General features: G+C 65.4%; 20 protein-coding genes. 6 read left to right on the top strand and 14 right to left on the bottom strand.

Features of this window, described 5'->3' with window-relative positions:
* Nucleotides 1–3: 3 nt before the first annotated feature.
* The 4 genes from pgl to AC1DZT_RS03275 form a co-directional block, all read right to left on the bottom strand.
* Nucleotides 4–672, bottom strand: a complete 669-nt coding sequence (gene pgl / locus AC1DZT_RS03260) for a 6-phosphogluconolactonase (RefSeq protein ID WP_478005167.1) — start codon at nucleotides 670–672, stop codon at nucleotides 4–6.
* Complete coding sequence (gene zwf / locus AC1DZT_RS03265; protein ID WP_478005168.1) at nucleotides 669–2,123, bottom strand: glucose-6-phosphate dehydrogenase; 1,455 nt, start codon at nucleotides 2,121–2,123, stop codon at nucleotides 669–671. The genes pgl and zwf overlap by 4 nt, the downstream gene beginning before the upstream one ends.
* 126 nt (nucleotides 2,124–2,249) lie before the next feature.
* Nucleotides 2,250–2,945: an MgtC/SapB family protein gene (locus AC1DZT_RS03270; RefSeq protein ID WP_478005169.1), complete on the bottom strand. Its 696-nt coding sequence runs from the start codon at nucleotides 2,943–2,945 to the stop codon at nucleotides 2,250–2,252.
* A 103-nt stretch (nucleotides 2,946–3,048) separates the two neighbouring features.
* Nucleotides 3,049–3,633, bottom strand: a complete 585-nt coding sequence (locus AC1DZT_RS03275; protein WP_478005170.1) for an HNH endonuclease — start codon at nucleotides 3,631–3,633, stop codon at nucleotides 3,049–3,051.
* Nucleotides 3,634–3,902: 269 nt separating this feature from the next.
* Here AC1DZT_RS03275 and AC1DZT_RS03280 point away from each other — a divergent pair, with 269 nt between their 5' ends.
* Entirely contained in the window at nucleotides 3,903–4,352 is a 450-nt protein-coding gene (locus AC1DZT_RS03280) for a transglycosylase SLT domain-containing protein (protein WP_478005171.1), read from the top strand.
* On the opposite strand, the gene AC1DZT_RS03285 is transcribed toward AC1DZT_RS03280, so the two are convergent.
* The 7 genes from AC1DZT_RS03285 to AC1DZT_RS03315 all read right to left on the bottom strand — a co-directional run bounded on the left by AC1DZT_RS03285 (nucleotide 4,349) and on the right by AC1DZT_RS03315 (nucleotide 17,244).
* Entirely contained in the window at nucleotides 4,349–5,878 is a 1,530-nt protein-coding gene (locus tag AC1DZT_RS03285; RefSeq protein ID WP_478005172.1) for a trimethylamine methyltransferase family protein, read from the bottom strand. The two genes, AC1DZT_RS03280 and AC1DZT_RS03285, sit on opposite strands and share 4 nt — an antisense overlap.
* 182 nt (nucleotides 5,879–6,060) lie before the next feature.
* Complete coding sequence (locus AC1DZT_RS03290; protein ID WP_478005173.1) at nucleotides 6,061–7,689, bottom strand: alpha-D-glucose phosphate-specific phosphoglucomutase; 1,629 nt, start codon at nucleotides 7,687–7,689, stop codon at nucleotides 6,061–6,063.
* Nucleotides 7,686–9,803 carry a glycogen debranching protein GlgX gene (gene glgX, locus AC1DZT_RS03295; protein ID WP_478005174.1) on the bottom strand — a complete coding sequence of 706 codons (2,118 nt, stop codon included), beginning with the start codon at nucleotides 9,801–9,803 and terminating at the stop codon, nucleotides 7,686–7,688. The genes AC1DZT_RS03290 and glgX overlap by 4 nt, the downstream gene beginning before the upstream one ends.
* Nucleotides 9,800–11,233 (bottom strand): glycogen synthase GlgA, encoded by a 1,434-nt coding sequence (gene glgA, locus AC1DZT_RS03300; RefSeq protein ID WP_478005175.1) that lies wholly within the window; start codon nucleotides 11,231–11,233, stop codon nucleotides 9,800–9,802. Before glgA ends, glgX begins: the two co-directional genes overlap by 4 nt.
* 78 nt (nucleotides 11,234–11,311) lie before the next feature.
* Complete coding sequence (glgC, locus tag AC1DZT_RS03305; RefSeq protein WP_478005176.1) at nucleotides 11,312–12,583, bottom strand: glucose-1-phosphate adenylyltransferase; 1,272 nt, start codon at nucleotides 12,581–12,583, stop codon at nucleotides 11,312–11,314.
* A 42-nt stretch (nucleotides 12,584–12,625) separates the two neighbouring features.
* Nucleotides 12,626–14,809: a 1,4-alpha-glucan branching protein GlgB gene (gene glgB, locus AC1DZT_RS03310; RefSeq protein ID WP_478005177.1), complete on the bottom strand. Its 2,184-nt coding sequence runs from the start codon at nucleotides 14,807–14,809 to the stop codon at nucleotides 12,626–12,628.
* Between the two features lie 29 nt (nucleotides 14,810–14,838).
* A complete protein-coding gene (locus AC1DZT_RS03315; RefSeq protein ID WP_478005178.1) occupies nucleotides 14,839–17,244 on the bottom strand; it encodes a glycogen/starch/alpha-glucan phosphorylase in 2,406 nt (801 codons plus the stop codon).
* 475 nt (nucleotides 17,245–17,719) lie between these two features.
* On the opposite strand from AC1DZT_RS03315, the gene AC1DZT_RS03320 reads away from it, so the two are divergent.
* Together AC1DZT_RS03320 and AC1DZT_RS03325 are read left to right on the top strand one after the other, a co-directional pair.
* Nucleotides 17,720–17,860, top strand: coding sequence for a hypothetical protein (locus AC1DZT_RS03320; protein WP_478005179.1), 141 nt, complete (start codon nucleotides 17,720–17,722; stop codon nucleotides 17,858–17,860).
* A gap of 111 nt (nucleotides 17,861–17,971) precedes the next feature.
* Nucleotides 17,972–18,301: a TfoX/Sxy family protein gene (locus tag AC1DZT_RS03325; protein ID WP_478005180.1), complete on the top strand. Its 330-nt coding sequence runs from the start codon at nucleotides 17,972–17,974 to the stop codon at nucleotides 18,299–18,301.
* Between the two features lie 16 nt (nucleotides 18,302–18,317).
* Here AC1DZT_RS03325 and ndk read toward each other — a convergent pair whose 3' ends face one another.
* Nucleotides 18,318–18,740: a nucleoside-diphosphate kinase gene (gene ndk, locus AC1DZT_RS03330; RefSeq protein WP_478005181.1), complete on the bottom strand. Its 423-nt coding sequence runs from the start codon at nucleotides 18,738–18,740 to the stop codon at nucleotides 18,318–18,320.
* A gap of 538 nt (nucleotides 18,741–19,278) precedes the next feature.
* On the opposite strand from ndk, the gene AC1DZT_RS03335 reads away from it, so the two are divergent.
* The 3 genes from AC1DZT_RS03335 (at nucleotide 19,279) to AC1DZT_RS03345 (ending at nucleotide 22,408) form a co-directional block, all read left to right on the top strand.
* Nucleotides 19,279–21,132, top strand: a complete 1,854-nt coding sequence (locus tag AC1DZT_RS03335) for an ABC-F family ATP-binding cassette domain-containing protein (RefSeq protein ID WP_478005182.1) — start codon at nucleotides 19,279–19,281, stop codon at nucleotides 21,130–21,132.
* Nucleotides 21,133–21,209: 77 nt separating this feature from the next.
* A complete protein-coding gene (locus AC1DZT_RS03340) occupies nucleotides 21,210–21,836 on the top strand; it encodes a MarC family protein (RefSeq protein WP_478005183.1) in 627 nt (208 codons plus the stop codon).
* Nucleotides 21,836–22,408: a retropepsin-like aspartic protease family protein gene (locus AC1DZT_RS03345; protein WP_478005184.1), complete on the top strand. Its 573-nt coding sequence runs from the start codon at nucleotides 21,836–21,838 to the stop codon at nucleotides 22,406–22,408. Before AC1DZT_RS03340 ends, AC1DZT_RS03345 begins: the two co-directional genes overlap by 1 nt.
* Here AC1DZT_RS03345 and AC1DZT_RS03350 read toward each other — a convergent pair.
* A complete protein-coding gene (locus AC1DZT_RS03350; protein WP_478005185.1) occupies nucleotides 22,405–23,154 on the bottom strand; it encodes a hypothetical protein in 750 nt (249 codons plus the stop codon). The two genes, AC1DZT_RS03345 and AC1DZT_RS03350, sit on opposite strands and share 4 nt — an antisense overlap.
* The gene (locus tag AC1DZT_RS03355; protein ID WP_478005504.1) at nucleotides 23,151–23,969 is read right to left on the bottom strand and encodes a sulfite exporter TauE/SafE family protein; all 819 of its coding nucleotides are present in this window, start codon (nucleotides 23,967–23,969) and stop codon (nucleotides 23,151–23,153) included. The genes AC1DZT_RS03350 and AC1DZT_RS03355 overlap by 4 nt, the downstream gene beginning before the upstream one ends.
* Between the last annotated feature and the right edge of the window lie 114 nt (nucleotides 23,970–24,083).

Genomic DNA, 24,083 nt, shown 5'->3' on the forward strand with positions numbered 1-24,083 from the left:
GGCTTACTCCGCCCAGTGGACTGTGGCTTGGTCAAGAAGGGCGCGGACCGGCGCCTCGGTTGGGGTCAGGGTCTGGGCGCGCGCAAGGGCGGCGCGCTTTTCCGGACCGGTGATCAGGATATGGACATGTTTGGCCGCCTGCAGGACCGGGGCGGTCAGGGTGATGCGCGGCTCGCCCGCGGCTTCGGCGCGCAGGGCCATCAGGATCGGCGCATCGGGGGCAAGTGCTGCGGCAAGCTTGTCGGCGCCGGGGAAGAGGCTGGCGGTGTGCATGTCGGCCCCCATGCCGAGGAGAAGCACAGAGATCGGCAGATGGGGCGCAATGCCCTGCGACAGGGCGTCGAGCTTGTCCTCCGGCTGCGGCGCTGGGGCATAGAGGGGGACGAGGGTCGCGCCCGCAGCCTTGCCGCACAGCAGGCGTTCGCGCAGGAGGCGGGTGTTGGACCGGGGACTATCCTCGCCCACCCAGCGTTCGTCGTTCAGAAGCACCGCGACGCGCGACCAGTCGAGATCGGCTTCGGTCAGCGCATCGAAGACCGGGCCGGGGGTGGTGCCGCCCGGCACCGAGAGGGTGGCCGGGCCAAGGGTCAGGGCCGCGCGCAGCTCTGCGGCGATGGTTGCGGCAAGGCCCGCCATCAGGGCCTCGCGGCTGGGGTAGGTCTGCAGGATCATCCCTTGATCTCGCGCCAGCGGCGGCCGTCCTTGTGGAGCAGCATCAGCGCATCTTCCGGGCCCGAGGAGCCGGGATCATAGCCCTGCGGCTTGTCGCCCCGGCCTTCCCAGCCCTGGATGATCGGGTCGGTCCAGGCCCAGGCGGCCTCGACCTCGTCACCGCGCATGAAGAGGGTCTGGTTGCCGCGGATCACATCCATGATGAGGCGCTCGTAGGCGTCCGGCACATCCTCGGCATCCTCGCCAAGCGCATCGGCAAAGGTCATGTCCAGGGGCACCTGCATCAGGCGCATGCCGCCGGGGCCGGGTTCCTTGATCATCACCATCAGGTTCATGCCTTCGTTCGGCTGAAGGCGGATCACCAGGACGTTTTCCTTCCAACCCTTGGCATCGTCGAAGATCGAATGCGGCGGTTCCTTGAAGGTGATCGCAATCTCGGAATAGCGGCCGCGCAGCCGCTTGCCGGTGCGCAGATAGAAGGGCGTGCCCTTCCAGCGCCAGTTGGCGATCCCGACCTTCAGGGCGATATAACTTTCGGTGGTCGAGTTCGGGTCTTCGGAATGTTCGACGTAGCTGCCCTCGCCATTGCCGGCAAGGTATTGACCGCGCACGATATCCGCAGGCTTCACCGGTTCCAGCGCGCGGATCACCTTGACCTTTTCGTCGCGCACCGCGTCGGGGTCGAAGTGATAGGGCGGCTCCATCGCGATGAGGCACAAGAGCTGCATCATGTGGTTCTGCACCATGTCGCGCATGGCACCCGAGGTGTTGTAATAGGCGCCGCGGCCTTCGACGCCGACCGTCTCGGCCACGGTGATCTGGACGTGGTCGATGTATTGCGCCTTCCAGACCGGCTCGAACAGGATATTGGCGAAGCGGACCGCCATCAGGTTCTGCACCGTTTCCTTGCCGAGGTAATGGTCGATCCGGTAAATCTGCGCCTCGTTGAAATACTTGGCGAGGATCGCGTTCAGCGCCCGGGCCGAGGCGAGGTCGCGGCCGAAGGGCTTTTCGACCACCACCCGGCTCCAGGCGTCGGTGATGTTATGGGCGTGCAGATGTTCGGCCAGGTCGCCGAACAGCGCCGGCGCGACCGAGAAGTAGAAGGCGCGCACGACATTCTCGCGCATCGTGGCCTTCAGCTTCTTCCAGCCGCCCTGCTCTTTCGCATCGACGGCGATATAGTCGATCCGCGCGAGGAAGGCCGCGATCACCGCCTCGTCCTGACGGTCCTTCGGCACAAATTCGACGAGCGAATCGTGAATCAGCTTGCGGAACTGTTCGTCGGTGTTCTGGGCACGCGCGGCCCCGATGATCCGGCTGTCGGCATTCATCTGCCCGGCCATGAAGCGGCGGTAGAGCCCGGGGAAGATCTTGCGGCGGGCAAGATCGCCTGTGCCGCCGAATATCACGAGGTCGAATGTATCAACCGGAATGACACGGGAAACCATGAAGAGACCTCGCTTCCTAGAGGCGCTGTTAGCGCTAACGCCGAGGTTCTACCTCCGCCGATGGCAAAAGTCTAGCAACTCCGCAGGGGAGAGGGAAGGAAAGCCTTGGACGCCCGCGGCGCAGGGTCAGGATTCCTCGCCCGACGACCAGCGCAGACGCGAGACGCCCGGTTCTGCGGCAATCCGTTGAACGGCGCTTTCCACCACATGGTCGGGCACGCCCTCTGCCGCGACCACGGCGGACAGTTCGACCGTATCCTCACCGGATTGACCCGACAGTTCGGTGATGCGCAGACCGCCGAGGCTGAGGCTGCGCAACAGAAGGCTGCGCATGCCGCCCTCGTCCAGGGTGCGGCAGGTCAGCGAGACGACCCAGACCCGCGAGACCGGGGTGCCGGCGGCGGTGTATTTCTTCAAGAGCTTGACCAGGGGCCTGAGGCCGAGGTTGATGAAGACGACAAGGCCGGTCAGCATCAGCGCAAAGTCCCAATGCCCGGTCCCCGACATCAGCCCGACCCCGGCCGAACACCACAAGGTGGCGGCGGTGTTCAGGCCATGCACCTCGAATCCATCGCGAAAGATGATCCCGGCGCCGAGAAAGCCGATGCCCGAGACGACCTGCGCCGCCACCCGCGTCGGGCTGGTGTCGGTGCCGGGCATCAGTTGCGAGAAGGTGACGAAACTCGCCGCCCCAAGCGCCACCAAAGCATTGGTCCGCAGCCCCGCCATCCGCTGGCGCACCTGCCGTTCGGACCCGATCAGGGCCCCGCAGGACAGGGCGACGATCAGGTTGAAGGTGGCGGCATGCAAGGCGATGGACATGGAAAGCTCCCGTTTCGGGAAGGCTTTTCACATCGCGCGGGGAATGTGAAGGTTTTGTAACAGTTTTATGACGTGAATTTAGGAACTGTGTCGGCGCGTTAACCTAAGCCTCCAGCTCGACATCCCAATAGAGGTAATCCATCCAGCTTTCGTGCAGGTGGTTGGGCGGGAAGCGGCGGCCATGGGCCTGCATCTCCTCGGGGCTGGGCGCGCGCGGGATGCGGTTCAGATGCAGCCCGGCCTGGCGCAGGGACTTGGAGCCCTTGCGCAGGTTGCAAGGGCTGCAGGCGGCCACAACATTCTCCCAGCTGGTGATGCCGCCCCGGGCACGCGGCACCACATGGTCGAAGGTCAGATCGCCCTTGGCGCCGCAATACTGGCAGCAGAACTCGTCCCGCAGAAAAAGATTAAAGCGCGTGAAGGCCACGCGCTTTTGGGGTTGGACGAAATCTTTCAGCACGACGACGGAGGGCAGCCTGAACTCATGCCTCTGGCTTCGCACGACCTGGTCATATTCGGCCAGGATCGTCACCCGGTCGAGCACGGCAGACTTGATCGCCTCCTGCCAGGGCCAGAGCGACAGGGGGTAATAGCTCAGCGGACGAAAGTCCGCGTTGAGCACCAAAGCCGGGCAGTATTTCAGCGTCGCCGGATCGCGCACGAAGCTGGTTCGAAAATCGCCGTCCATTCCGCAAAGACCCTTTTCTGTAGGCCCGCGCGCTTGGCACAAGATGCGCCACGGCGCGCTCAGGTCTGACTATATATGGCGTTTGACCGCTGGCAAGCCCCCGGATCCGCGCCCTGCCCCAGTAATCGCAAAGCCGCATGACGTCTGCGTGACAGAAAGGCAGTTGGGCGGCACTGGGCAGGGCCTCGCCGGTGATGCGGGGGGCGAAATCTATCTCTTTGCCTGTGCGCCCGCGCCCCGGTAAGAGGTGCGAAACGAAAGGACCGCTGATGCCCCTGCCCCGCCGCGCATTTCTGAGCCTGAGCCTCGCCGCACTTGCCGCCTGCGCCAGCCCTAACCGCCCCGCCGAGGTCTACCGTGGCGAGACGCCCGAGATGGACCGGCTGGTCGAGAAATACGCGCAGCTTTACGACATGCCGGCCAGCCTGATCCACCGGATGATCCGGCGCGAGAGCGGCTATAACCCCGCCGCCCGGCATGGGCCCTATTACGGCCTTCTGCAGATCATGCCGCAGACCGCGGCGCAGATGGGCTACCGCGGCCCGGCGAGCGGGCTTCTCGATGCCGAGACCAACCTCAAATACGCCGGCAAATACCTGCGTGGCGCCTGGATCGTGTCCAACGGCAGCCAGTCCCGCGCCGAATACTGGTACGCCCATGGCTATTACTACGAGGCGAAGCGGCGCGGGTTGCTCAGGGAAACCGGGTTGCGGTCCTAGTACCAGGCATCCGGCGCGGCGGCTTTCTTGCGCGCCACATAATCCTCCAGCGCCTCGCGCCGGCCCTCGTCCATCGCGGGCGCTTCATATTCGGCGAGGCGCTTCTTCCACAGGGCATTGGCGCGGGTCGCGGCATCGGTCGACCCCGCCGCCTCCCATTTCTCAAACGGCTCGTTGTCGGACAGATCGCTGTCCCAGAAGGCCGTCTCGTAATGCGCCATGGTGTGGGAGCAGCCGAAGAAATGGTTGCCCGGGCCGACCTCGGCAAAGGCATCGACGGCCAGATGGTCGTCGTCGATGGTGATCCCGTCCAGATAGGTGTGCAGCGCGCCGCAGAGGTCGGCATCCAGCATGAACTTCTCGTAGGACATGCTCAGAAGCCCGTCGAGGAATCCCGCCGAATGGAGGATGAAATTCGCCCCGCAATGGACAGCGGCGAGCATCGACATCGTGCCCTCCATCATCGCCTGGGCATCGGGCAGTTTCGAGGTGGTGAAATTCCCCGAACAGCGCAGCGGCAGGTTCAGGCGCCGGGCAAGCTGGCCGATCACCATCGAGCCGATCGCAGGCTCGGGCGTCCCGAAGGTGGGCGAACCGGAACGCAGGCTCATCGAGGACAGGAAATTGCCGAAGATCACCGGCGCGCCCTTGCGCTCCAGCTGGGTCAAGGCGCAGCCGGCCATGGTCTCGGCCAGGCTCTGTACGATGCCGCCGGCATTGGTCACCGGCCCCATCGCCCCGCCCAGGATGAAGGGCACGATCACCGCCGCCTGCCCGGCCCTGGCATAGGCGCGCAAGGACTTGGTCATGGTGCCGTCCCAGACCAAAGGCGAATTGACGTTCACATTGCCGAGGATAACGCAATGATCGTTCACAAATTCCGCCCCGAACAGGATGCGGCACATCTCGATATTGTCTTCCGACCGGCTTTCGGCGGTGACAGATCCCATGAAGGGCCGATCCGACAGGGTCATATGCGCCATGACCATGTCGAGATGGCGCTTGTTGACCGCCACGTCCGTCGGCTCGCAGATCGTCCCGCCGGAGTGGTGGAAATTGGGCGAGCTCTGCGCCAGCTTGATGAAGTTGCGGAAATCCTCGATCGTGCCGAACCGGCGGCCCTTGTCGAGGTCCATGACGAAGGGGCTGCCATAGGCCGGGGCAAAGACCACCGACTTGCCGCCGATCTCGACCGATTTCTCAGGGTTGCGCGCGTGCTGGGTGAACTTGGGCGGTGCCGAGCGCAGGATCTCGCGCAGCATGCCCGGCTCGAACTTCACCAGAAGCCCCTCGACCCGCGCCCCGGCACGGCGCCACATCTCCAGCGCATCGGGGTCGTCGCGAAACTCGATCCCGGTTTCGGCCAGAACCCGGTCCGCCGCCGCCTCGATCCGCAGAAGGTTTTCCTCTGACAGCACATCATAGGTCGGAATGTTGCGCAGGATATAGGGCCGCCCGAGGCCCGTCCCCTTCTTCGCCCGCTCCGCCTGCCGCGCCTGCCGCCCCGACCGTTTCGCCTCTGACATGAAAGCCCTCCCGCTTTTCTTCAGCAAAGGCGAAGCGCGTAAAAAGACATGCCGCAAACCGACCCCTCAAGGTCGTTTCTTTCCCTTGCCCTCTGCAGAAATACTCGACCGGGGTGCAGGGGGGCGTCAGCCGCCCCTGCCGAGGGGGGTCAGGGGGGGCGAGCAGCCCCCCCTGCCTCGGTTCAGGTCACCACATCCGGCGCCACGCGCCCGGTGAAGCCTTCAATCCCCGCCAGGCCATGCGCCGCCCGGATCACCGGCGCCAAAGCCTCCTGCGCGTCATGGTCCAGATCGCCCGGCCCCGCCACATAGCGTTCCAGATAGACCCGCAGCGTCGCGCCCTCGGTCCCGGTGCCCGACAGGCGCAGCACGATCCGGCTGCCATCGGCAAAGAGGATCCGCACGCCCTGCTTGAGGCTGACCGAGCCATCGACCGGGTCGGTATAGGCGAAGTCATCGGCGGCAGAGATCACCATGCCCTCGATCGCCGTGCCCGGCAGGGTCGCCAGTTTACCCCGCAGCGCCGCCATCATCGCATCGGCCTTCACCGTCTCGATCGCCTCGAAATCGTGGCGGGAGTAGTAGTTGCGCCCATAGGTCTTCCAATGGCCCTGCAGGATCTCGGCCACCGTCTCGCCCCGCACGGCAAGGATGTTGAGCCAGAGCAGGATCGCCCAAAGCCCGTCCTTTTCCCGCACATGGTCAGACCCGGTGCCAAACGACTCCTCGCCGCAGATCGTGGCCTTGCCGGCATCGAGCAGGTTGCCGAAGAATTTCCACCCCGTCGGCGTCTCGAACTTGCCGATGCCAAGCGCATCCGCCACCCGGTCGGCGGCGGCCGAGGTCGGCATCGAGCGCGCCACCCCCTTCAGCCCCGCCTTGTAGCCCTTGGCGAGATGCGCATTGGCCGCCAGCACCGCGAGGCTGTCGGAGGGCGAGACATAGATGCCGCGCCCGACCACCATGTTGCGGTCGCCGTCGCCATCCGAGGCCGCGCCGAAATCGGGGGCATCGGCTCCGAACATCTCGTCCATCAGGCTCTTGGCCCAGGTCGGGTTGGGGTCGGGGTGCATGCCGCCGAAGTCGGGCAAGGGCGTGGCGTTGACGCAGGTGCCAGCCACGGCGCCCAGACGTTTCTCAAGGATTTCCACCGCATAGGGCCCGGTCACCGCGCACATCGAATCCATCCGCATCCGGAAGCCGCGGGCGAACATCGCGCGGATCGCGTCGAAATCGAACAAAGTCTCCATCAGCGCGGCATAGTCGCTGACCGGGTCCACCACATCGACGATCATCGTGCCCAGCGTCTTGCGGCCCAAGGTCGCCAGATCGACATCCTGCGCCTCGACGATCCTGTATTCGGTGATCGTGGTGGTGCGCTGGAACATGGCTTCGGTCACGCCCTCGGGCGCCGGGCCGCCGTTCGGCATGTTGAACTTGACGCCGAAATCCTCGTTCGGGCCGCCGGGGTTGTGCGAGGCCGACATGATGATGCCGCCGTCGGTCTTGTTCAGCCGGATCAGGTGGCTCGCCGCCGGGGTGGACAGGATCGCGCCCTGCCCCACGATCACCCGCGCCGCGCCATTGGCCGCGGCCATCCGCAGGATGACCTGCGCCGCCCGGTCGTTGAAATAGCGCCCGTCGCCGCCGAGGACGAAGGTCTTACCCTCTGCGCCGACCACATCGAAGATCGCCTGGACGAAATTCTCCAGATAATGCGGGCCCATGAAGACCGGGGTCTTTTTCCGCAGACCCGAGGTGCCGGGCTTCTGGCCCGCGATCGGTTGGGTGGCGATGGTTCTGACGCTCATTTGGGGTCTCCTTGCGGATCTGCGGTAAAGACAAGAACGGAATTGGCGGGCACGGTCAGCCCGGGCGTGGCCGGGGCTTCGGGTGCTGCGGGGCGGCTGGTGTCGATGATCAGCCGCCAGGATTTTTCGGTATCGGGCAGGCGCAGGGCCTGTTCCGGCCCGCAGTTGAAGACGGCAAAGATCACATCCGCCCCGGCCGGCCCCGAGGCCGCCATCCGCAGCTCGACGCCGAGGCAGCGAAAGGCCGGGTCGTGCCACTCGGCCGCCTGCGGCTCGCGCCCGTCGGCATGGCGCCAGATCACATCGGGCAGGCTGTCGGGATGGCGCTTGCGGCCATGCAGAAAGCGGCGCTGGCGCAGCACCGGATGGGCCTTGCGCATCGCCACCAGCCTCGCGACGAAAGCCGTCAGCCGCGTATCGGCCTTGTCCCAGTCGATCCAGGTCGTCTCGTTGTCCTGGGCATAGGCATTGTTGTTGCCGCCCTGGCTGTGGCCCAATTCGTCCCCCGCCAGCAGCATCGGCGTGCCCTGCGACAGCAAAAGCGTGGTCAGCAGGTTGCGCTTGCGCTGGTTGCGGGCGGCGGTGATCAGCGGGTCGGTGGTCGCGCCTTCCACCCCGAGGTTGTCGGAGTGGTTTTCCGAATGGCCATCGCGGTTGTCCTCGCCATTGGCAAGGTTGCGCTTCACCGTGAAGCTGACCAGATCCTGCAGGGTGAAACCGTCATGCGCGGTCAGGAAGTTGACCGAGGCTGTCGCACTGCGCCCGCCATGGTCGAAATTCTCGGCCGAGGCGAGGATGCGCTTGGCCAGATCCGGCGTCAGCCCGGCATCGCCGCGCCAGAAGCGGCGCACGCCGTCGCGGTAGCGGTCGTTCCACTCGGCCCAGGGGTGCGGATAGCCGCCAAGCTGATAGCCGCCGGGGCCGATGTCCCAGGGCTCGGCGATCAGCTTGACGCGAGCCAGAACCGGGTCCTGGCGCAGCACGTCGAAGAAACCGGCGCCGGGGTCGAAGCCGCCCGGCTCGCGCCCAAGCGAGGTCGCAAGGTCGAAGCGAAAGCCGTCCACCCCGAAATGCGTGACCCAGTGGCGCAAACTGTCCGCCACCATGCGCAGCACCATCGGATGGGCGATGTTCAGCGAATTGCCTGTGCCGCTGTCATTGGCGTAATGCCGCCCGCCGCCCGCCAGCCGGTAATAGCTGCGGTTGTCGAGGCCGCGGAAGGACAGGGTCGGCCCGGACTCGTCACCTTCGCCGGTGTGGTTGTAGACCACGTCGAGGATGACCTCGATCCCGGCCTGATGCAGGCGCCAGACCATCTCGCGGAACTCGGCCCGCGGGTTGCGGTTGGCATAGCGCGGCTCGGGCGTGAAAAAGCCCATCGTGTTGTAGCCCCAGTAATTGGTCAGCCCCTTGGCCACCAGGAACCGATCATCGAAGAAGCCCTGCACCGGCAGAAGTTCCACCGCCGTCACGCCCAGCTTGACCATATGGTCGATCATCGCCGGATGGGCGAGCCCGCTGTAGGTGCCGCGCGCGCCGGCGGGAAGGTTCGGGTGCAGCTTGGTCTGGCCCTTGACATGGGCCTCGTAGATCACGCTGTCGGACAGGGGATGGAAGGGCCCATGCGGCAGATGCGGCAGGGCGCGCTCGTCCACCACCACCGATTTCGGCACGGCAAAGGCGCTGTCGCGGGTGTCATAGGACAGATCCCCGCGCGAGGAGCCGATCCGGTAGCCCATCAGCGCATCCGACCAGCGCAGGCGACCGTCCCAGGCCTTGGCATAGGGGTCGATCAGCAGCTTGTGCGGGTTGAAGCGGTGGCCCTCTTCGGGCGCATAGGGGCCATGGGCGCGAAAGCCATAGCGCTGGCCGGCCTTCATGCCATCGACGCGCAGATGCCAGATGTCATCCTCGCGGTCGGCCATGATCATCCGCGCCACCTCGCGGCGGCCATCTTCGGAAAAGAGGCAAAGCTCCATCAGATGGGCATTGGCCGAGAAGACCGCGAAATTGACGCCGCCCTCGTCGACAGAGGCGCCCAGCGGCCAAGGCCGCCCCGGCGCGGGTGTCATGCCCGGCAGGCTGCCGGGCAGGTTCGTTCGGGTTCCGGTCATCCGACGAGGCCTTCGTAAAGGGCGGCATATTCGGCGGCAGAGCTCGCCCAGGACACATCCTGCTTCATCGCGTTCTTCTGCACCTTGGTCCAAAGCTTCTGATCGGCGTAAAGCGCCACCAACTGGCGCAGCGCCGTGGCAAAGGCCGTGGCATCGGTCGGATGGAAGGTGATCCCCGTCGCCACCCCGGCCGAGATCGCCGCCGGATTGGCATGGATCACCGTATCGGCCAGCCCACCCACCGCCGCCACCACCGGCAGCGTGCCATAGCGCAGGCCATACATCTGGGTCAGCCCGCAAGGCTCGAACCGCGAGGGCACCAGCACCGCATCCCCGCCGGCGAAAAGCTTGTGGCTCAAGGTCTCGTCATAGCCAATCCTGAGGCCGACGCGGCCCGGATAGCGGTCGGCAAGGTTGCGCACCGCCGTCTCCAGCACCGGATCGCCCGAGCCGAGGATGACGAGGCCGCCGCCCGCCTCGATGAACTCGGGCATCACCTCGGGCACTAGGTCGATGCCCTTCTGGTCGGTCATCCGGCTGACGATGATGGCGAGGGGTCCTGGCACGCTCAGATGGAACTCGCCGCAAAGGGCGGCCCGCGCCTCGGCCTTGCCCTTCATCGCCGTGGCGGAATAGGGCAAGGGCTCGGCCCCGGGGTTCCAGATCGCGGTATCCACCCCGTTCAGGATACCCGAGACGACCGAGGCCCGCGCCCCCATCACCCCTTCCAGCCCCATGCCGAATTCCGGCCGCAGCAGTTCGGCGGCATAGGTCGGCGAGACGGTGGTGATCCGGTCGGCGGTGACGAGCCCGGCCTTCAGGCTCGACAGACCGCCGAAATATTCCAGGGCACCGGGATAGAACTGATCGGGCGGCAGACGCAGCTCGTGGATCTGCCGCGCCTCGGCCCAGCCCTGGAAGGCGATGTTGTGGATGGTGATGACCGAGCCCACACCGTTGGAGCCACCGTAGCTCAGGTAAGCCGGCGCAAAGCCCGCCTGCCAGTCATGCACATGCATCACATCCGGCTTCCAGCCATCGCCGCAGCCCTCGCGCGCGAGCTTCGCCGCGATCCAGGACAGGGCGGCAAAGCGCAGCGGATTGTCCCACCAGTCGCCGCCCGGCCCGCTGTAGGGCCCGCCCTCGCGGTCATAAAGATGCGGCGCATCCAGCAGCATCACCTGCAGCCCGTCGATCTCGCCCGACAGAACCCGCCCCGGCCCGCCCCAAAGCCCGTCTTCATGCCAGACCTCGCGCCAGCCCTGGGCCTGCGCCCGCAGCGCGCGGTAGGCCGGCATCAGCACCCGCATCTCCCATCCCAGAGGCGCCAGCGCCCCCGGCAAGGCGCCGACCACATCCGCCAGACCGCCGGTCTTGACCAGCGGCACGCATTCCGAGGCTACCGACAGAACCCTGCCCTTGAGTTTCATCGCTTAACCCCTTTCATCCAGATCCAAATATCCCGGGGGGTCCGGGGGGCTGGCCCCCCGGCCTCCGTCACGACCACCCTAGCCGAGCTTCGCCGCCCGCGCATCCAGCATGCTTTGCGTGATCAGCACAATTCCGTTTTCCGAACGGCGGAACCACTTCATGTCCTCCTCCGGGTCCTGGCCCACGACCAGACCATCGGGGATCACCACGCCACGGTCGATCACGCAGTTCTTTAAGGAAGCATTGCGGTGCACCGTGACGTAAGGCAGCACCACCGCATATTCGAGGCTGGAAAAACTGTGCGTCCGCACGCCGGTGAAGAGAAGCGAGTTCCTGACCTCCGACCCCGAGACGATGCAATCCCCCGACACCAGCGACGAGACCGCCGAGCCGCGCCGGCCGTCCTCGTCATGGATGAACTTCGCGGGCGGCACGATCTCGGCATAGGTCCAGATCGGCCAGGCATTGTCGTAAAGGTCCAGTTTCGGGACGAAATCGGTCAGGTCGATATTGGCCTGCCAGAAGGCGTCAATCGTCCCCACGTCACGCCAGTAGGGCTCGGTCTCCAAGCCCGATTTCACACAGCTGTCGCTGAACTTGTGCGCCATCGCCTTGCCGTTCTTCACGATAGCGGGGATCAGGTCCATGCCGAAATCGTGCTGGCTGTTGTCATCGGCCATGTCGCGGATCAGCAGGTCGCGCAGGAACTTCCAGTCGAAGATATAGATGCCCATCGAGGCCAGCGAATGCGCCGGATCGCCCGGGATCGTCGGCGGGTCCTTCGGCTTCTCGAGGAATGAGGTGATCCGCATGTCCTTGTCGACATGCATCACGCCGAAGGCCGTCGCCTCGGCCTTGGGCACGGTCAGACAGCCGATCGTCACATCCGCGCCGGTGTTCACATGCTGTTGCAGCATGATCTCGTAATCCATCTTGTAGATATGGTCGCCCGCCAGCACCACGACGTAATTGACGCCATAGCTGTCGATGATGTCGATGTTCTGCGCCACGGCATCGGCGGTGCCGCGGTACCAGTTGGTCTCGTCCATCCGCTGGCTCGCCGGCAGGATGTCGAGGTATTCGTTGCGCTCGGCGCGCAGGAAACCCCAGCCGCGCTGCATGTGGCGGATCAGGGAATGCGCCTTGTACTGGGTGGCAATCGCCATCTTGCGGATGCCCGAGTTCAGCGCGTTCGACAGCGCAAAGTCGATGATCCGCGTCTTGCCGCCGAAATAGACGGCGGGTTTGGCGCGCAGGTCGGTCAGCTCTTTCAGCCGCGAGCCGCGCCCGCCGGCCAGAACGAAGGCCATTGCCTGGCTTGACAGCCGCGCATTGGGTTTTGGTGTCATGTCATCCTCCCGAGATGTGCGGTCTCCTGCCGCGTAATCACTTCAATCTTGACGGAAATAGAGCGTCGCCAACGGCGGCAGCGTCACCATGGCGCTTTGCGGCAGGCCGTTCCACGGTTCCGCCTCGGCCTTGAGGCCGCCCATGTTGCCACGGTTGCCGCCGCCATATAGCGCGGAATCGGTGTTCAGGATCTCGCTCCACGACCCCATCGCGGGCAGGCCCAGCCGGATCCGCCGCTCCACCGGGGTCATGTTGGAGATCACCACCACCGCAGGGTCGCCCGACTTGCCGCGCCGGACCCAGGAATAGGTCGAACCTTCGGCATCGCCGCCGTCGATCCAGGCAAAACCCTCGGCCCGCGTGTCGTTGACATGGAGCGCGCGGTTCTCGCGGTAGACCCGGTTCAGATCGCGCACCAGCGCCTGGACGCCCGCATGTTCGGGAATGTCGAGCTGGTGCCAGTCGAGGCTCTGGTTGTGGTTCCACTCCGCCCCCTGGGCAAATTCCTGCCCCATGAACAGAAGTTTCTTGCCCGGATGCCCCCACATGAAACCGTAATAGGCGCGCAGGTTGGCGAATTTCTCCCAAGGCCCGCCCGGCATCTTCGACAGCATCGAGCCCTTGCCATGCACCACCTCGTCATGGCTGATCGGCAGGATGTAATTTTCCGACCAGGCATAGACGAGGCCGAAGGTCATCTGGTGGTGGTGGTACTTCCGGTAGATCGGGTCTTTCTGCATGTAGGACAGGGTGTCGTTCATCCAGCCCATGTTCCACTTGAAGCCGAAGCCAAGCCCACCGCCATCGACGGCGCGTGAGACGCCGGGAAAGGCCGTGCTCTCCTCGGCCACGGTCATGATGCCTGCGACCTCGCCGTAGCAGATCGTATTGGCGCGCTGCAGCATCGAGATGGCTTCGTAATTCTCGCGCCCGCCGTCCTTGTTGGGCACCCATTGCCCCGCCTCGCGGGAATAGTCGCGGTAGAGCATCGAGGCCACGGCATCGACGCGCAGCCCATCGACGTGGAATTCCTCGAGCCAGTACAAGGCGTTGGAGATCAGGTAGTTCGACACCTCGATCCGGCCGTAATTGTAGATCAGCGTGTTCCAGTCCTGATGGAAGCCTTCGCGCGGGTCCTGATGTTCGTAAAGTGCCGTGCCGTCGAAATGGCCCAGCCCATGCGCATCGGTCGGGAAATGCCCCGGCACCCAGTCGAGCAGGACGCCGAGCCCCTTCTTGTGCGCCGCCTCGACCAGCACGCGAAACTCCTGCGGCGTGCCGTGGCGCACCGTCGGGGCAAAGAGGCCAACCGGCTGGTAGCCCCAGCTTCCGTCGAACGGATATTCGGAAACCGGCAGCATCTCGACATGGGTAAAGCCCATGCCGGCGACGTAATCGACCAATTGTTCGGCCATTTCGAGGTAGGACAGCATCCGGTTGCCCGGCGCCCGCCGCCACGACCCCAGATGCACCTCATAGACCGAGATCGGCGCCTCGATGTTCTGCAGGGCCTGCCGCTTCGTCATCCATTCGGCATCCTCCCAGGTCCGCGGGCTGATGTCGCGCACCACCGAGGCATTGGCCGGCGGATGTTCCGAGCCGAAGCCGACCGGATCGGCCTTCAGCGGCATCACCGCGCCATTCGGGGTGCGGATCTCGTATTTGTAGCTGCTGCCGTCGCGCAGGCCGGGGATGAAGATCTCCCAGACCCCGGTCGCCCCGCGCCGCCGCATCGGGTTGCGCCGGCCGTCCCAGATGTTGAAATCGCCCACCACCGAGACGCGCTGTGCATTGGGGGCCCAGACGGCGAAATGGACGCCCTCGGTGCCCTCATGGCTGATCAGATGCGCGCCGAGCACCTGCCAGAGGCGGCGATGGGTGCCCTCGCCCAGAAGATATTCGTCCATCTCGCCGAGGACGGGGCCGAAGCGGTAGGCGTCGTCAAACTCCCACTCCGCCCCCTCGGCGCTGGCGCGGAGCCGGTAGGCGGTCTTCTTGCTCAGGGCGACCTGAAACAGGCCGGGAAAGCCTGCCACCTCGGTCGCCTCGACCGGTTTGGCCCCCTTGCCCGCCGGCACCAGCGACAGGCGGGCCGCGCCGGGCACGAAGGCCGTCACCACCCAGTCCTTGCCACGCGGATGCGGACCGAGAATGGCGAAAGGATCGCCATGACGCCCCTCTACGATTGCCTCTGCCGCGCCGGAATCGAGGGTGGGTAGCGTCATGTCGCGTCCTTTCGTCCAGGGGACGCCCGTCACAAAGCGGACGGGATATCCCAGATGTCGTGCATGTAGTTGCGGATCGTGCGATCCGACGAGAAAAAGCCAGAGCGAGCGGTGTTCATCGCAGCCATCCGGGTCCAGCGTTCGCGGTCGGCGAAAGCCTTGTCCACCTCTCCCTGAGCCGCATCATAGGCATCGAAATCCGAGGCCACGAGGAAATAATCGTAGTGCCAGACGCGGTGCACCAGATCGTGGTAGCGGTCGGCCTGCCCGGGCGAGAAGCGGCCCTCGGCGATCTGCTGCAGCACGACCTGCAGGGCCGGGCTCGCCTCGATGGCTTTCCTCGAATGTTCGGGGTCCTCGCGGCGCTTGTTGGCCTCGTCAGTGGTCATGCCGAAGAGGAAGAAGTTCTCCGGCCCCACCTCTTGCAGGATTTCCACATTGGCGCCGTCCAGCGTGCCGATGGTGGGCGCGCCGTTGATCATGAACTTCATGTTGCCGGTGCCCGAAGCCTCTTTCCCGGCAGTGGAGATCTGTTCGGACAGATCCGCCCCCGGTACGAGGTGCTCGGCCATCGAGACGTTGTAGTTCGGCGGGTAGATGATCTTGAGCAGATCGCCCGTCACCGGATCGGCGTTGATCGTGGCGGCCACGTCATTGATCAGATGGATGATTTCCTTGGCCACGGCATAGCCCGGCGCCGATTTGCCGCCAAAGATCTTGACGCGCGGCACATGGTTGCCGCCGGGATTCTCGCGCAAGCGGTTCCAGTGGGCGACGGTCTGCAGGATGTTCAGCAGCTGGCGCTTGTATTCATGGATGCGCTTGATCTGGATGTCGAACAGCGCATCCGGGTTGACCGTGACGCCACATTGCCCCTTGACCCAGGTGGCCAGCGCCACCTTGTTGGCGCGCTTGGCCGCATCGAAGCCGGCACGGAAGCTCTTGGTCTCGATATGGGGTTCGAGCTCTTTCAGGCGGTCGAGGTTGTCCTCCCAGCCTGAACCGATCGTGTCGGTGATCAGGCCCGACAGCGGCTTGTTGCACATCTTGAGCCAGCGCCGCGGGGTCACGCCATTGGTCTCGTTGATGATCCGGTCGGGGTGCAGCGCGTTCAGTTCGGGGAAGAGCGAGGATTTGACGAGGTCGGAGTGCAGCGCCGAAACCCCGTTGACCTTGTGCGCCATGACGAAGGCCAGTTCGCCCATCCGCACCTCGTGGTGCTTGACGATGCCGACGTAATGCGGCCGGGTCGGATAGGTGTTCTTGTGCCAGGCGTCGATCCGCTCGACGATCTGCATGTGGCGCGGCAGGACATTGCCGAAGGTGAAGGTGGCCCAACGCTCCAGGGCCTCGGGCAGAAGCGTGTGGTTGGTATAGCCCAGGCAGCCACGCGCGGTGTTGACCGCGTCGTCGAAGGGCATGTGGTGTTCGTCGGTCAGAAGCCGCACCAGCTCGGGCCCGGCGATGGCCGGGTGGGTGTCGTTCATCTGGATCGCCACGAACTTCGGCAGGGCCTTGAGGTCGGTGTGGTTGGCCAGATAGCGGCGCAGGATGTCCTGCAGCGCGGCCGAGGTCAGCAGGAATTCCTGCTTCAGGCGCAGCTCCTTGCCCTGGTAGGTCGTGTCATCCGGGTAAAGCACGCGGCTGAGGGTGCGGGCCAGCGCCTCCGGCTCGGCGGCGGCGGCATAGTCGCCGCGGTTGAACCGGTCGAGGTCGAAGAGCGTGGTGGGCCGGGCCGACCAGAGCCGCAAGGTATTGGCCCATTTGCCCTGCCAGCCGATCACCGGCATGTCATAGGCCGAGGCGAAGACCGTCTCGCCCGGCACCCAGACCTCGCGCCCGTCGCGCATTTCGACGGTGCCCTTGAAGGGAATGGTGTAATTGGCCTCGGGGCGCTCGAACTCCCACGGATTGCGGTGCTGCAGCCAGTCTTCCGCCGCCTCCACCTGCTGGCCATTGACGAAACGCTGGCGGAAGAGGCCATGTTCATAGCGGATGCCGTAGCCGTAGGCCGGACAACCCACCGTCGCCATGCTTTCGATGAAACAGGCGGCCAGGCGGCCAAGCCCGCCATTGCCGAGCGCGGCATCGGGCTCGTCCTCGACGATCTCGCGGAAGTCCTGGCCAAAGCCCGCCATGACCTCGATCGCGGTGTCGCGCAGGCCGAGGTTGACGGTGGCATCCTCCAGAAGACGCCCGATCAGGAATTCCATCGACAGGTAATAGACCCGCTTGCGGTCTTCGCCCCAGGTCCTGCGGGTCGAGGTGAACCACGGGTCCACGATCCGGTCCCGGATCGCGTAGGACAGCGCCATGCGCCAGTCGAAAACGGAAGCATTGGGCACGTCCTTGCCCAGGGTCGAGGTCAGATGCCGCAAGACATCTGCCTGCAAGATCTTCGGGGTGAGGCTCAGATCGTTCACTGTCTTGTCCACCGGGTTATTATTCTTCACGATCAAGCCTAGTGAGCTTTACGCCACCGTCAAGCAGCGAGGCCCTGCGGCAGGGCCAAAGCATGCCGTTTCAAACCGCTTTACTGTTACCGCAAACAGTTCGGGAAATCTTCCCTAATCGCATAGTTTTACAGCATTGGTGATTTTTCAAATCGCTTTGGGAACTTAGGTGATGCTGCAGGGCAGCATTTCGCCGGATCGCGCTTGGAATCGGCCTGCGCCGGCGCCCGCAGGCCCGGCCCTGCGCCCCGGCGCTGAAACAGCCCGTGCAGACCTCGGCGGAAGGTCGCGCAGAGGTGATCGGCAGCGCCTCTGCTAGCGCTCGCAGACCGTTGCAACCGTGACAAAGCCCCACTAAATGACGCGAATATACCTTGGTTCAGACCTCAAGAGGCCCCAGACCCGGTAGATAACGAAAAGACAGGCGGAATGCCGCAACCGGACCATGGAGCAGATCATGTCCCACACGACCACGCAACAAGGCAGCGCCCCGGCGCCGCAGGGCCAGCAATCGGGCCAGAGCCAGACCACCCCGCAGCAGACCGGCGGCGCGCAACCGGCGCCCAAGCCGATCATCCGCGACTGGGCGGCCTTCTGACCCGCGCCTTGCGGCGCGATCACCTCAGAAGCGACTTGGCAACACCGGGGGTCCGCCGTTAGGCTGGCCCCTGTTCTGTTTGCGGATGAGACAAAGGGTGAACGTGGCGTGATGGCAGCCATCTCGACGATCAAGAACCTCGGCCCGGCCTCGGAGGCGCAATTCGCCCGCGCCGGCATCACCACGGCGGAAGAGTTACGCGAGCTTGGCGCCCACGAGGCCTATCGGCGCAGCCTCTTGACCGGAACGCCGCCGCATTTCATCGGCTATTATGTGCTGGTCATGGCGCTGCAGGGCCGGCCCTGGAACGATTGCAAGGGCGAGGAAAAGAAGGCGCTGCGCGTGAAGTTCGACGCGCTGCTCCTTGAAACCCATGCAAAAGGCCGCTCCGAGCTGGAAGCGGCCCTTGATTTCTTCGGGGTGGTCCAGCGCCGGGCCTGACCCGGCGCCGCTGGCGTCAGCCTACCAGTTCGAGGCCCGAGAAGAAGAACGAGATTTCGCGCGCGGCGGAGGCGGCGCTGTCCGAACCATGGACCGAGTTCTCGCCGACCGAGAGGGCGAATTCCTTGCGGATCGTGCCTTCCGCGGCATTGGCCGGGTTGGTGGCGCCCATCACTTCGCGGTTCTTGGCAATGGCGCCTTCACCTTCCAGAACCTGCACGACGACCGGTTCGGAGGACATGAACTCGCAGAGCTCGCCGTAGAAGCCGCGCTCCTTGTGCTCGGCATAGAACTCGCCAGCCTGACCGGCGGTCAGGTGGATGCGCTTGGAGGCGACGACGCGCAGGCCGGCATCCTCGAACTTGGCAACGATCTTGCCGGTCAGGTTGCGCTTGGTGGCGTCGGGTTTGATGATCGACAGGGTACGTTCGATGGCCATGTGGGCTACTCCATAGAAAAAGGCGCGGAACGGGGCCCCACGCCGGAAAGATTGCCGCGCCTCTAGCATGCGGGCCGGAAATTGGAAAGCAGCAATCCTGTGACAGGAGTGCCGGAGGGGAATTGTCCGGCGGCTGGCCTGCCGGAAAGCCGCGCGCGCAATTTTCACACCCTGCGCCCCGGTGATGAAATTCTAGGCGCATCTGCCGGGAAATGCACCGGTCTGCGGCTTGCCAGGTCCCGCAAAGATGGGCGCATCGCCCATCCTACCGCTGAACGTCGGCGCGGTGGAAACCGGGGCGCGCGCGGTGACTGCGCGGTCATCCTGTGCCTGCGGCGGGAGGGCTGTCCGCCCTCCCGTGCCCTCCCGAGAGTATTTGGCAGAGAGCAAGGGAAAGGGGCTCTTGCCTTTGCGCTTTGTCCAAATACTCCGCAGGGAGGTCCGGAGGGACGCGAAGTCCCTCCGGCTTGGGTCCGGGCGCGCGCTTTCCCGCCTTCCCCGCTTGACCCCGGCGCCAAGGTGGGGCAAGGCCCTGCCCATGCTCAAGATAGACAACATCACCTATTCCGTCGAAGGCCGGCCTTTGTTTGAAGGCGCCTCTGCCACCATTCCCACCGGCCACAAGGTCGGCATCGTGGGGCGCAATGGCGCGGGCAAGACCACGCTCTTCCGCATCATCAAGGGCGAGCTGGCGCTGGAGGGCGGGTCGATCTCGATGCCGAGCCGTGCCCGCATCGGCGGGGTGGCGCAGGAGGTGCCGGGGTCGGATGTGTCCTTGATCGACACGGTGCTGGCGGCCGATACCGAGCGCGCCGCCCTGATGGCCGAGGCGGAGACCGCGCATGATGCGCACCGCATCGCCGACATCCAGGCGCGGCTCAATGACATCGACGCCTGGTCGGCCGAGGCGCGGGCCGCTTCGATCCTGCGCGGCCTCGGCTTTGATCCCGAGGCGCAGCGGCGGCCCTGTTCGGATTTCTCGGGCGGCTGGCGGATGCGGGTGGCCTTGGCGGGGGTTCTCTTCTCGCAGCCCGATTACCTGCTGCTGGACGAACCGACCAACTATCTGGACCTTGAAGGCGCGCTCTGGCTGGAAAGCTATCTGCAGAAGTACCCCCATACCGTGCTGATCATCAGCCACGACCGCGGGTTGCTGAACCGCGCCGTTGGCGCCATCCTGCATCTGGACCAGAAGAAGCTGACGCTGTGGAACGGGCCCTATGACCAGTTCGCCCGCCAGCTGGCCGAGCGCCGTGCCAATCAGGCCGCCGAGGCCAAGAAGCAGGACGCCCGCCGCGCCCATCTGCAAAGCTTCGTCGACCGCTTCAAGGCCAAGGCCTCCAAGGCCGTGCAGGCCCAGTCGCGCGTCAAGATGCTGGAGAAGATGACCCTGATCACCCCGCCGGAAGAGGCGCGGGCCGTGGTCTTCACCTTCCCCGAGCCCGAAGAGCTGGCGCCGCCGATCATCAACATGGACAATTGCGCCGTGGGCTATGGCGGGCCGCCGATCCTGAAGCGGTTGAACCTGCGCATCGACCAGGACGACCGGATTGCTTTGCTGGGCCGCAATGGGCAGGGCAAATCGACCCTGTCGAAGCTGCTCGCCGGCAAGCTCGAGGCGTCGGAGGGCAAGATCACCCGCTCCTCCAAGCTGCGCATCGGCTATTTCGCCCAGCACCAGGTCGATGAGCTGCATATCGACGAGACGCCCTTGCAGCACATCCAGCGCGTCAAGCCGACCGAGATGCAGGCGCGGTTGCGGGCCCGGCTGGCCGGGTTCGGCCTTGGGCCGGATCAGGCGGAGACCGCGGTGGGCCGCCTGTCGGGCGGGCAGAAGGCGCGGCTGTCGCTTTTGCTGGCGACCATCGAGGCACCGCATCTGCTGATCCTCGACGAGCCGACCAACCACCTCGACATCGAAAGCCGCGAGGCCCTGGTGGAGGCCTTGACCCAGTACAAGGGTGCTGTCGTGCTAGTCAGCCATGACATGCACCTTCTGGGCCTGGTGGCCGACCGGCTATGGCTGGTCAAGAACGGCGCGGTGACGCCCTATACCGAGGATCTGGAGGCCTACCGCAAGCAGCTTCTGGCCGGTGACGAGGTGGAGAAACCCGTGCCGAAAGTCGTGGAAAAGCCCAAGAAAACCTCGCGCGAGGAGATGTTGGCCCTGCGCGCCGAGGTCCGCAAATGCGAGGACCGGCTCGCCAAGCTCAACGACATGCGCGACAAGCTGGCCAAGAAGCTCGCCGACCCCGAGCTTTACGAGGATGGCCGCAAGGGCGAGCTCGACACCTGGAACAAGAAATACGCCGAGGTGATGGAGGCGCTCGACAAGGCCGAGGCGATGTGGCTTTCGGCCTCGGAAAAGCTGGAGCAGGCCCAGGCGGCCTGATCCCGCCGGGCGGTTTTCGTGCTGGGCCGCCGAGGCTTCCCATTGACCGGACGCCATAAAACCCTGAGGGTGGCGGGATGAACCCGCTTCTGATCAGTGCCTTCGCCACGCTTTTCGTCGTCATCGACCCGCCCGGTCTGGTGCCGCTCTACATTGCCCTGACGCAAGGGATGGAGCCGGAGCGGCGGATGGCGATGGGGCGGCGGGCCTGTCTGATCGCCTTTGCCATCCTCGCCCTCTTTGGCCTGTCGGGCGAGGCGGTGCTGGGCTTCATCGGCATCTCGATCCCGGCCTTCCGCATCGCGGGCGGCATGCTCTTGTTTTTGACCGCACTCGACATGCTCTTCGAACGGCGCACCCAAAGGCGCGAGGGGCAGTTGCCCGACCCCGACCATGACCCATCGGTCTTCCCGCTGGCCACGCCGCTGATTGCCGGGCCGGGGGCGATCACCTCGATGATCCTGCTGATGGGGCAGGCGCCGGAATGGCCGGGCAAGATAGCGATCCTCGTCCTTTTGGCGGTGATGATCTTTGCCACCTTCCTGTTCCTTCTGGCCGCCCCGCCGATCGAGCGTCTGATGGGGCGGACCGGCACCCTGGTGGTCACCCGGCTGCTTGGCATGTTGCTCGCCGCACTTGCGGTGCAATATGTCGTCGATGGCATCCGCGGCACCGGGCTGATCCCGACGGGGCTTCTGGGCTGATGCCGGACGACAGCGTGATGCGGATCGTCTACCTCGCGCTGCTTCTGGCGGCGCTGGCCGGCTGGGCGATGGTCGAGCTGCGCAAGAACTTCGGCAAGACGCTGAAGCTGGTGCTGGCCTGGGGCATGATCTTCATCGGGATGATGGCGGTCTATGGGCTTTGGGGCGATCTGCAGCGCGGGATGAAGCCGCGCCAGCAGGTCGGCGCGGGCGAGATCACCCTGCCCCGCGCCCAGGACGGCCATTACTATGCCGATCTCGTGGTGGGCGGCGTGCCGGTCACCTTCATGGCCGATACCGGGGCCTCCTCGGTCGTGCTGACCGAGAAGGATGCCCGCAGGGTCGGCATCGACCCCGGCGCGCTGGCCTATATGGGCGAGGCTTCGACCGCCAATGGCATCGTGCGCACCGCCCGCGTCACGCTGAAGGATGTCAGATTCGGCCCCTTCGAGGATGCGAGTCTGCCTGCCTCGGTCAACCGGGGGGAGATGGATATCTCCTTGCTGGGGATGGATTATCTCGGCCAGTTCCAGATCAGCATCGCCGGCGACGAGATGGTGCTGCGCCGTTAGGGGCGCAAAAGCCAATCCTGGACCGAGGCCATCAGCGGGCGAAAATAGGCGATGATCCTGCCCTCGGGCGGGGCTGCGGCGCCTTCGGTCCAGGGCGCCACGCCATGCAGGGTCAGGCGGTGCAAAAGCAAGGCCTCGCCCGGGGCGGTGGGCAGGGGAAGGCGGGTGCAACTGGCAAAGACCTCGCGGCGCGCCGCGGCATAGGCTTCGGTTAGGTCGATATCGCCCCAAAGCGCCGGATCATGTGGCGACAGGGCCTTGAGCAGGGCCGCGCGCAGGATCTCGTGGCTCCCCTCCCAGACCACGAGGGGCGAGGCGGCACAGGGGTTGAGCGGCAGGCCGAGGATCCAGCCATGCGGCTCCTTGACCATGCGCTGGCGGTCGGGGCCTACCGGCAACAGCCCGTCCAGATGCGCCGCATCGCGGTTGCGGCGAAAGGCAAAGGCGCTGGCGCTTTCCTCCGCCGAAGGCTGCGGATAGCCGGGGTGGATGGTGGAAAGCTGGGCGCGGTGCAGGGGCTCGGGTGGAAGGCCGAGATCGGCCCAGGGCAGATCCACCCCCGCGATGCGGCCCGTGGCGTCATTGGGCAGAAGGTCGAGGCCGACCGCCCAAGTGCCGCCACAGCGCAAAGGCTCGGTCGTCGCGGCCAGCGCCACCTCGGCCAGCGGCCTTGCCGCCGCGGCCCAGGCGGCGATGCCCGGCGTCGGGCCGATCCGCCGCCAGCCTGTGGCGCCCGCCGTGCTCAAAACCCCGCCGCCTTGCGCAGCATGTTGCCCCCGACCAGGATGATGAAGATGGCAAAGGCGCGTTTCAACGGCTTGGGGTTCATCGCATGGGCCAGCCGCACGCCCAGAGGCGTGGTGAACAGCGTCATCGGGATGATGATGGCAAAGGCCGGCAGGTTGACCGCCCCGATCGAGAAGGGCGGCGCATGGGGCACCGACATGAAAAGGAAACCCACCAGCGAGGGGAGCGAGATCAGAAGGCCAAAGCCCGCCGCCGTGGCCACCGCCCGGTGGATCGGCAGGGAATAAAGCGTCATCAGCGGCACGCCGAAGGTGCCGCCGCCGATCCCCATCAGGGCCGAGCAGAAGGCCAGGATAAAGCCCTCCACCGCGCGCAAGGGGTTCTGCGGCATCGCGCTGCCCAGCCGCCATTCGGACCTGCCGAAGGCCATGTAAAGCCCCGCGATCATCGCCAGCGCGCCGAAGATCGCCTTCAGCGCCGTGGTCGACAGGAAATAGGTGGTCAGCATGCCGCAGAAGGCACCCACAGCGATGAACAGGGCCCAGTCCTTCAGGATCTGCCAGTCCACCGCGCCCTTCTTGTTGTGCAGAAGGACCGAGCGGACCGAGGTCACCACGATGGTCGCCGCCGAAGTGCCGATGCAAACCTGCATCAACTGGTCCGACCCGAAGCCGAGCTTGTCGAAGATATAGAAGAAGGCCGGCACCAGCACGATGCCGCCGCCCACGCCCAGAAGCCCGGCAATCACCCCGGTCACCGCGCCGAGCACCAGCAGAAGCGCCAGCATCGGCAGTAGAGTCGCATAATCCATGATCACCTCGCGCGGATTTCGCGCCAGCCTAGCCGCAGCGCGGCAAAGGCGCCAGAGCCGGTCTTGCCCTTGGCCGCCCCGCCCGATAGGCAGGCCGCACCCCTCGCGCGAAAGGTT

The organism is Rhodobacter sp. P1_C2 (assembly GCF_056406375.1).

Coding starts and splice junctions, on each gene's coding strand:
- pgl (WP_478005167.1), bottom strand. CDS start 672: ATGATCCTGCAGACCTACCCCAGCCGCGAGGCCCTGATGGCGGGCCTT.
- zwf (WP_478005168.1), bottom strand. CDS start 2,123: ATGGTTTCCCGTGTCATTCCGGTTGATACATTCGACCTCGTGATATTC.
- AC1DZT_RS03270 (WP_478005169.1), bottom strand. CDS start 2,945: ATGTCCATCGCCTTGCATGCCGCCACCTTCAACCTGATCGTCGCCCTG.
- AC1DZT_RS03275 (WP_478005170.1), bottom strand. CDS start 3,633: ATGGACGGCGATTTTCGAACCAGCTTCGTGCGCGATCCGGCGACGCTG.
- AC1DZT_RS03280 (WP_478005171.1), top strand. CDS start 3,903: ATGCCCCTGCCCCGCCGCGCATTTCTGAGCCTGAGCCTCGCCGCACTT.
- AC1DZT_RS03285 (WP_478005172.1), bottom strand. CDS start 5,878: ATGTCAGAGGCGAAACGGTCGGGGCGGCAGGCGCGGCAGGCGGAGCGG.
- AC1DZT_RS03290 (WP_478005173.1), bottom strand. CDS start 7,689: ATGAGCGTCAGAACCATCGCCACCCAACCGATCGCGGGCCAGAAGCCC.
- glgX (WP_478005174.1), bottom strand. CDS start 9,803: ATGACCGGAACCCGAACGAACCTGCCCGGCAGCCTGCCGGGCATGACA.
- glgA (WP_478005175.1), bottom strand. CDS start 11,233: ATGAAACTCAAGGGCAGGGTTCTGTCGGTAGCCTCGGAATGCGTGCCG.
- glgC (WP_478005176.1), bottom strand. CDS start 12,583: ATGACACCAAAACCCAATGCGCGGCTGTCAAGCCAGGCAATGGCCTTC.
- glgB (WP_478005177.1), bottom strand. CDS start 14,809: ATGACGCTACCCACCCTCGATTCCGGCGCGGCAGAGGCAATCGTAGAG.
- AC1DZT_RS03320 (WP_478005179.1), top strand. CDS start 17,720: ATGTCCCACACGACCACGCAACAAGGCAGCGCCCCGGCGCCGCAGGGC.
- AC1DZT_RS03325 (WP_478005180.1), top strand. CDS start 17,972: ATGGCAGCCATCTCGACGATCAAGAACCTCGGCCCGGCCTCGGAGGCG.
- ndk (WP_478005181.1), bottom strand. CDS start 18,740: ATGGCCATCGAACGTACCCTGTCGATCATCAAACCCGACGCCACCAAG.
- AC1DZT_RS03335 (WP_478005182.1), top strand. CDS start 19,279: ATGCTCAAGATAGACAACATCACCTATTCCGTCGAAGGCCGGCCTTTG.
- AC1DZT_RS03340 (WP_478005183.1), top strand. CDS start 21,210: ATGAACCCGCTTCTGATCAGTGCCTTCGCCACGCTTTTCGTCGTCATC.
- AC1DZT_RS03345 (WP_478005184.1), top strand. CDS start 21,836: ATGCCGGACGACAGCGTGATGCGGATCGTCTACCTCGCGCTGCTTCTG.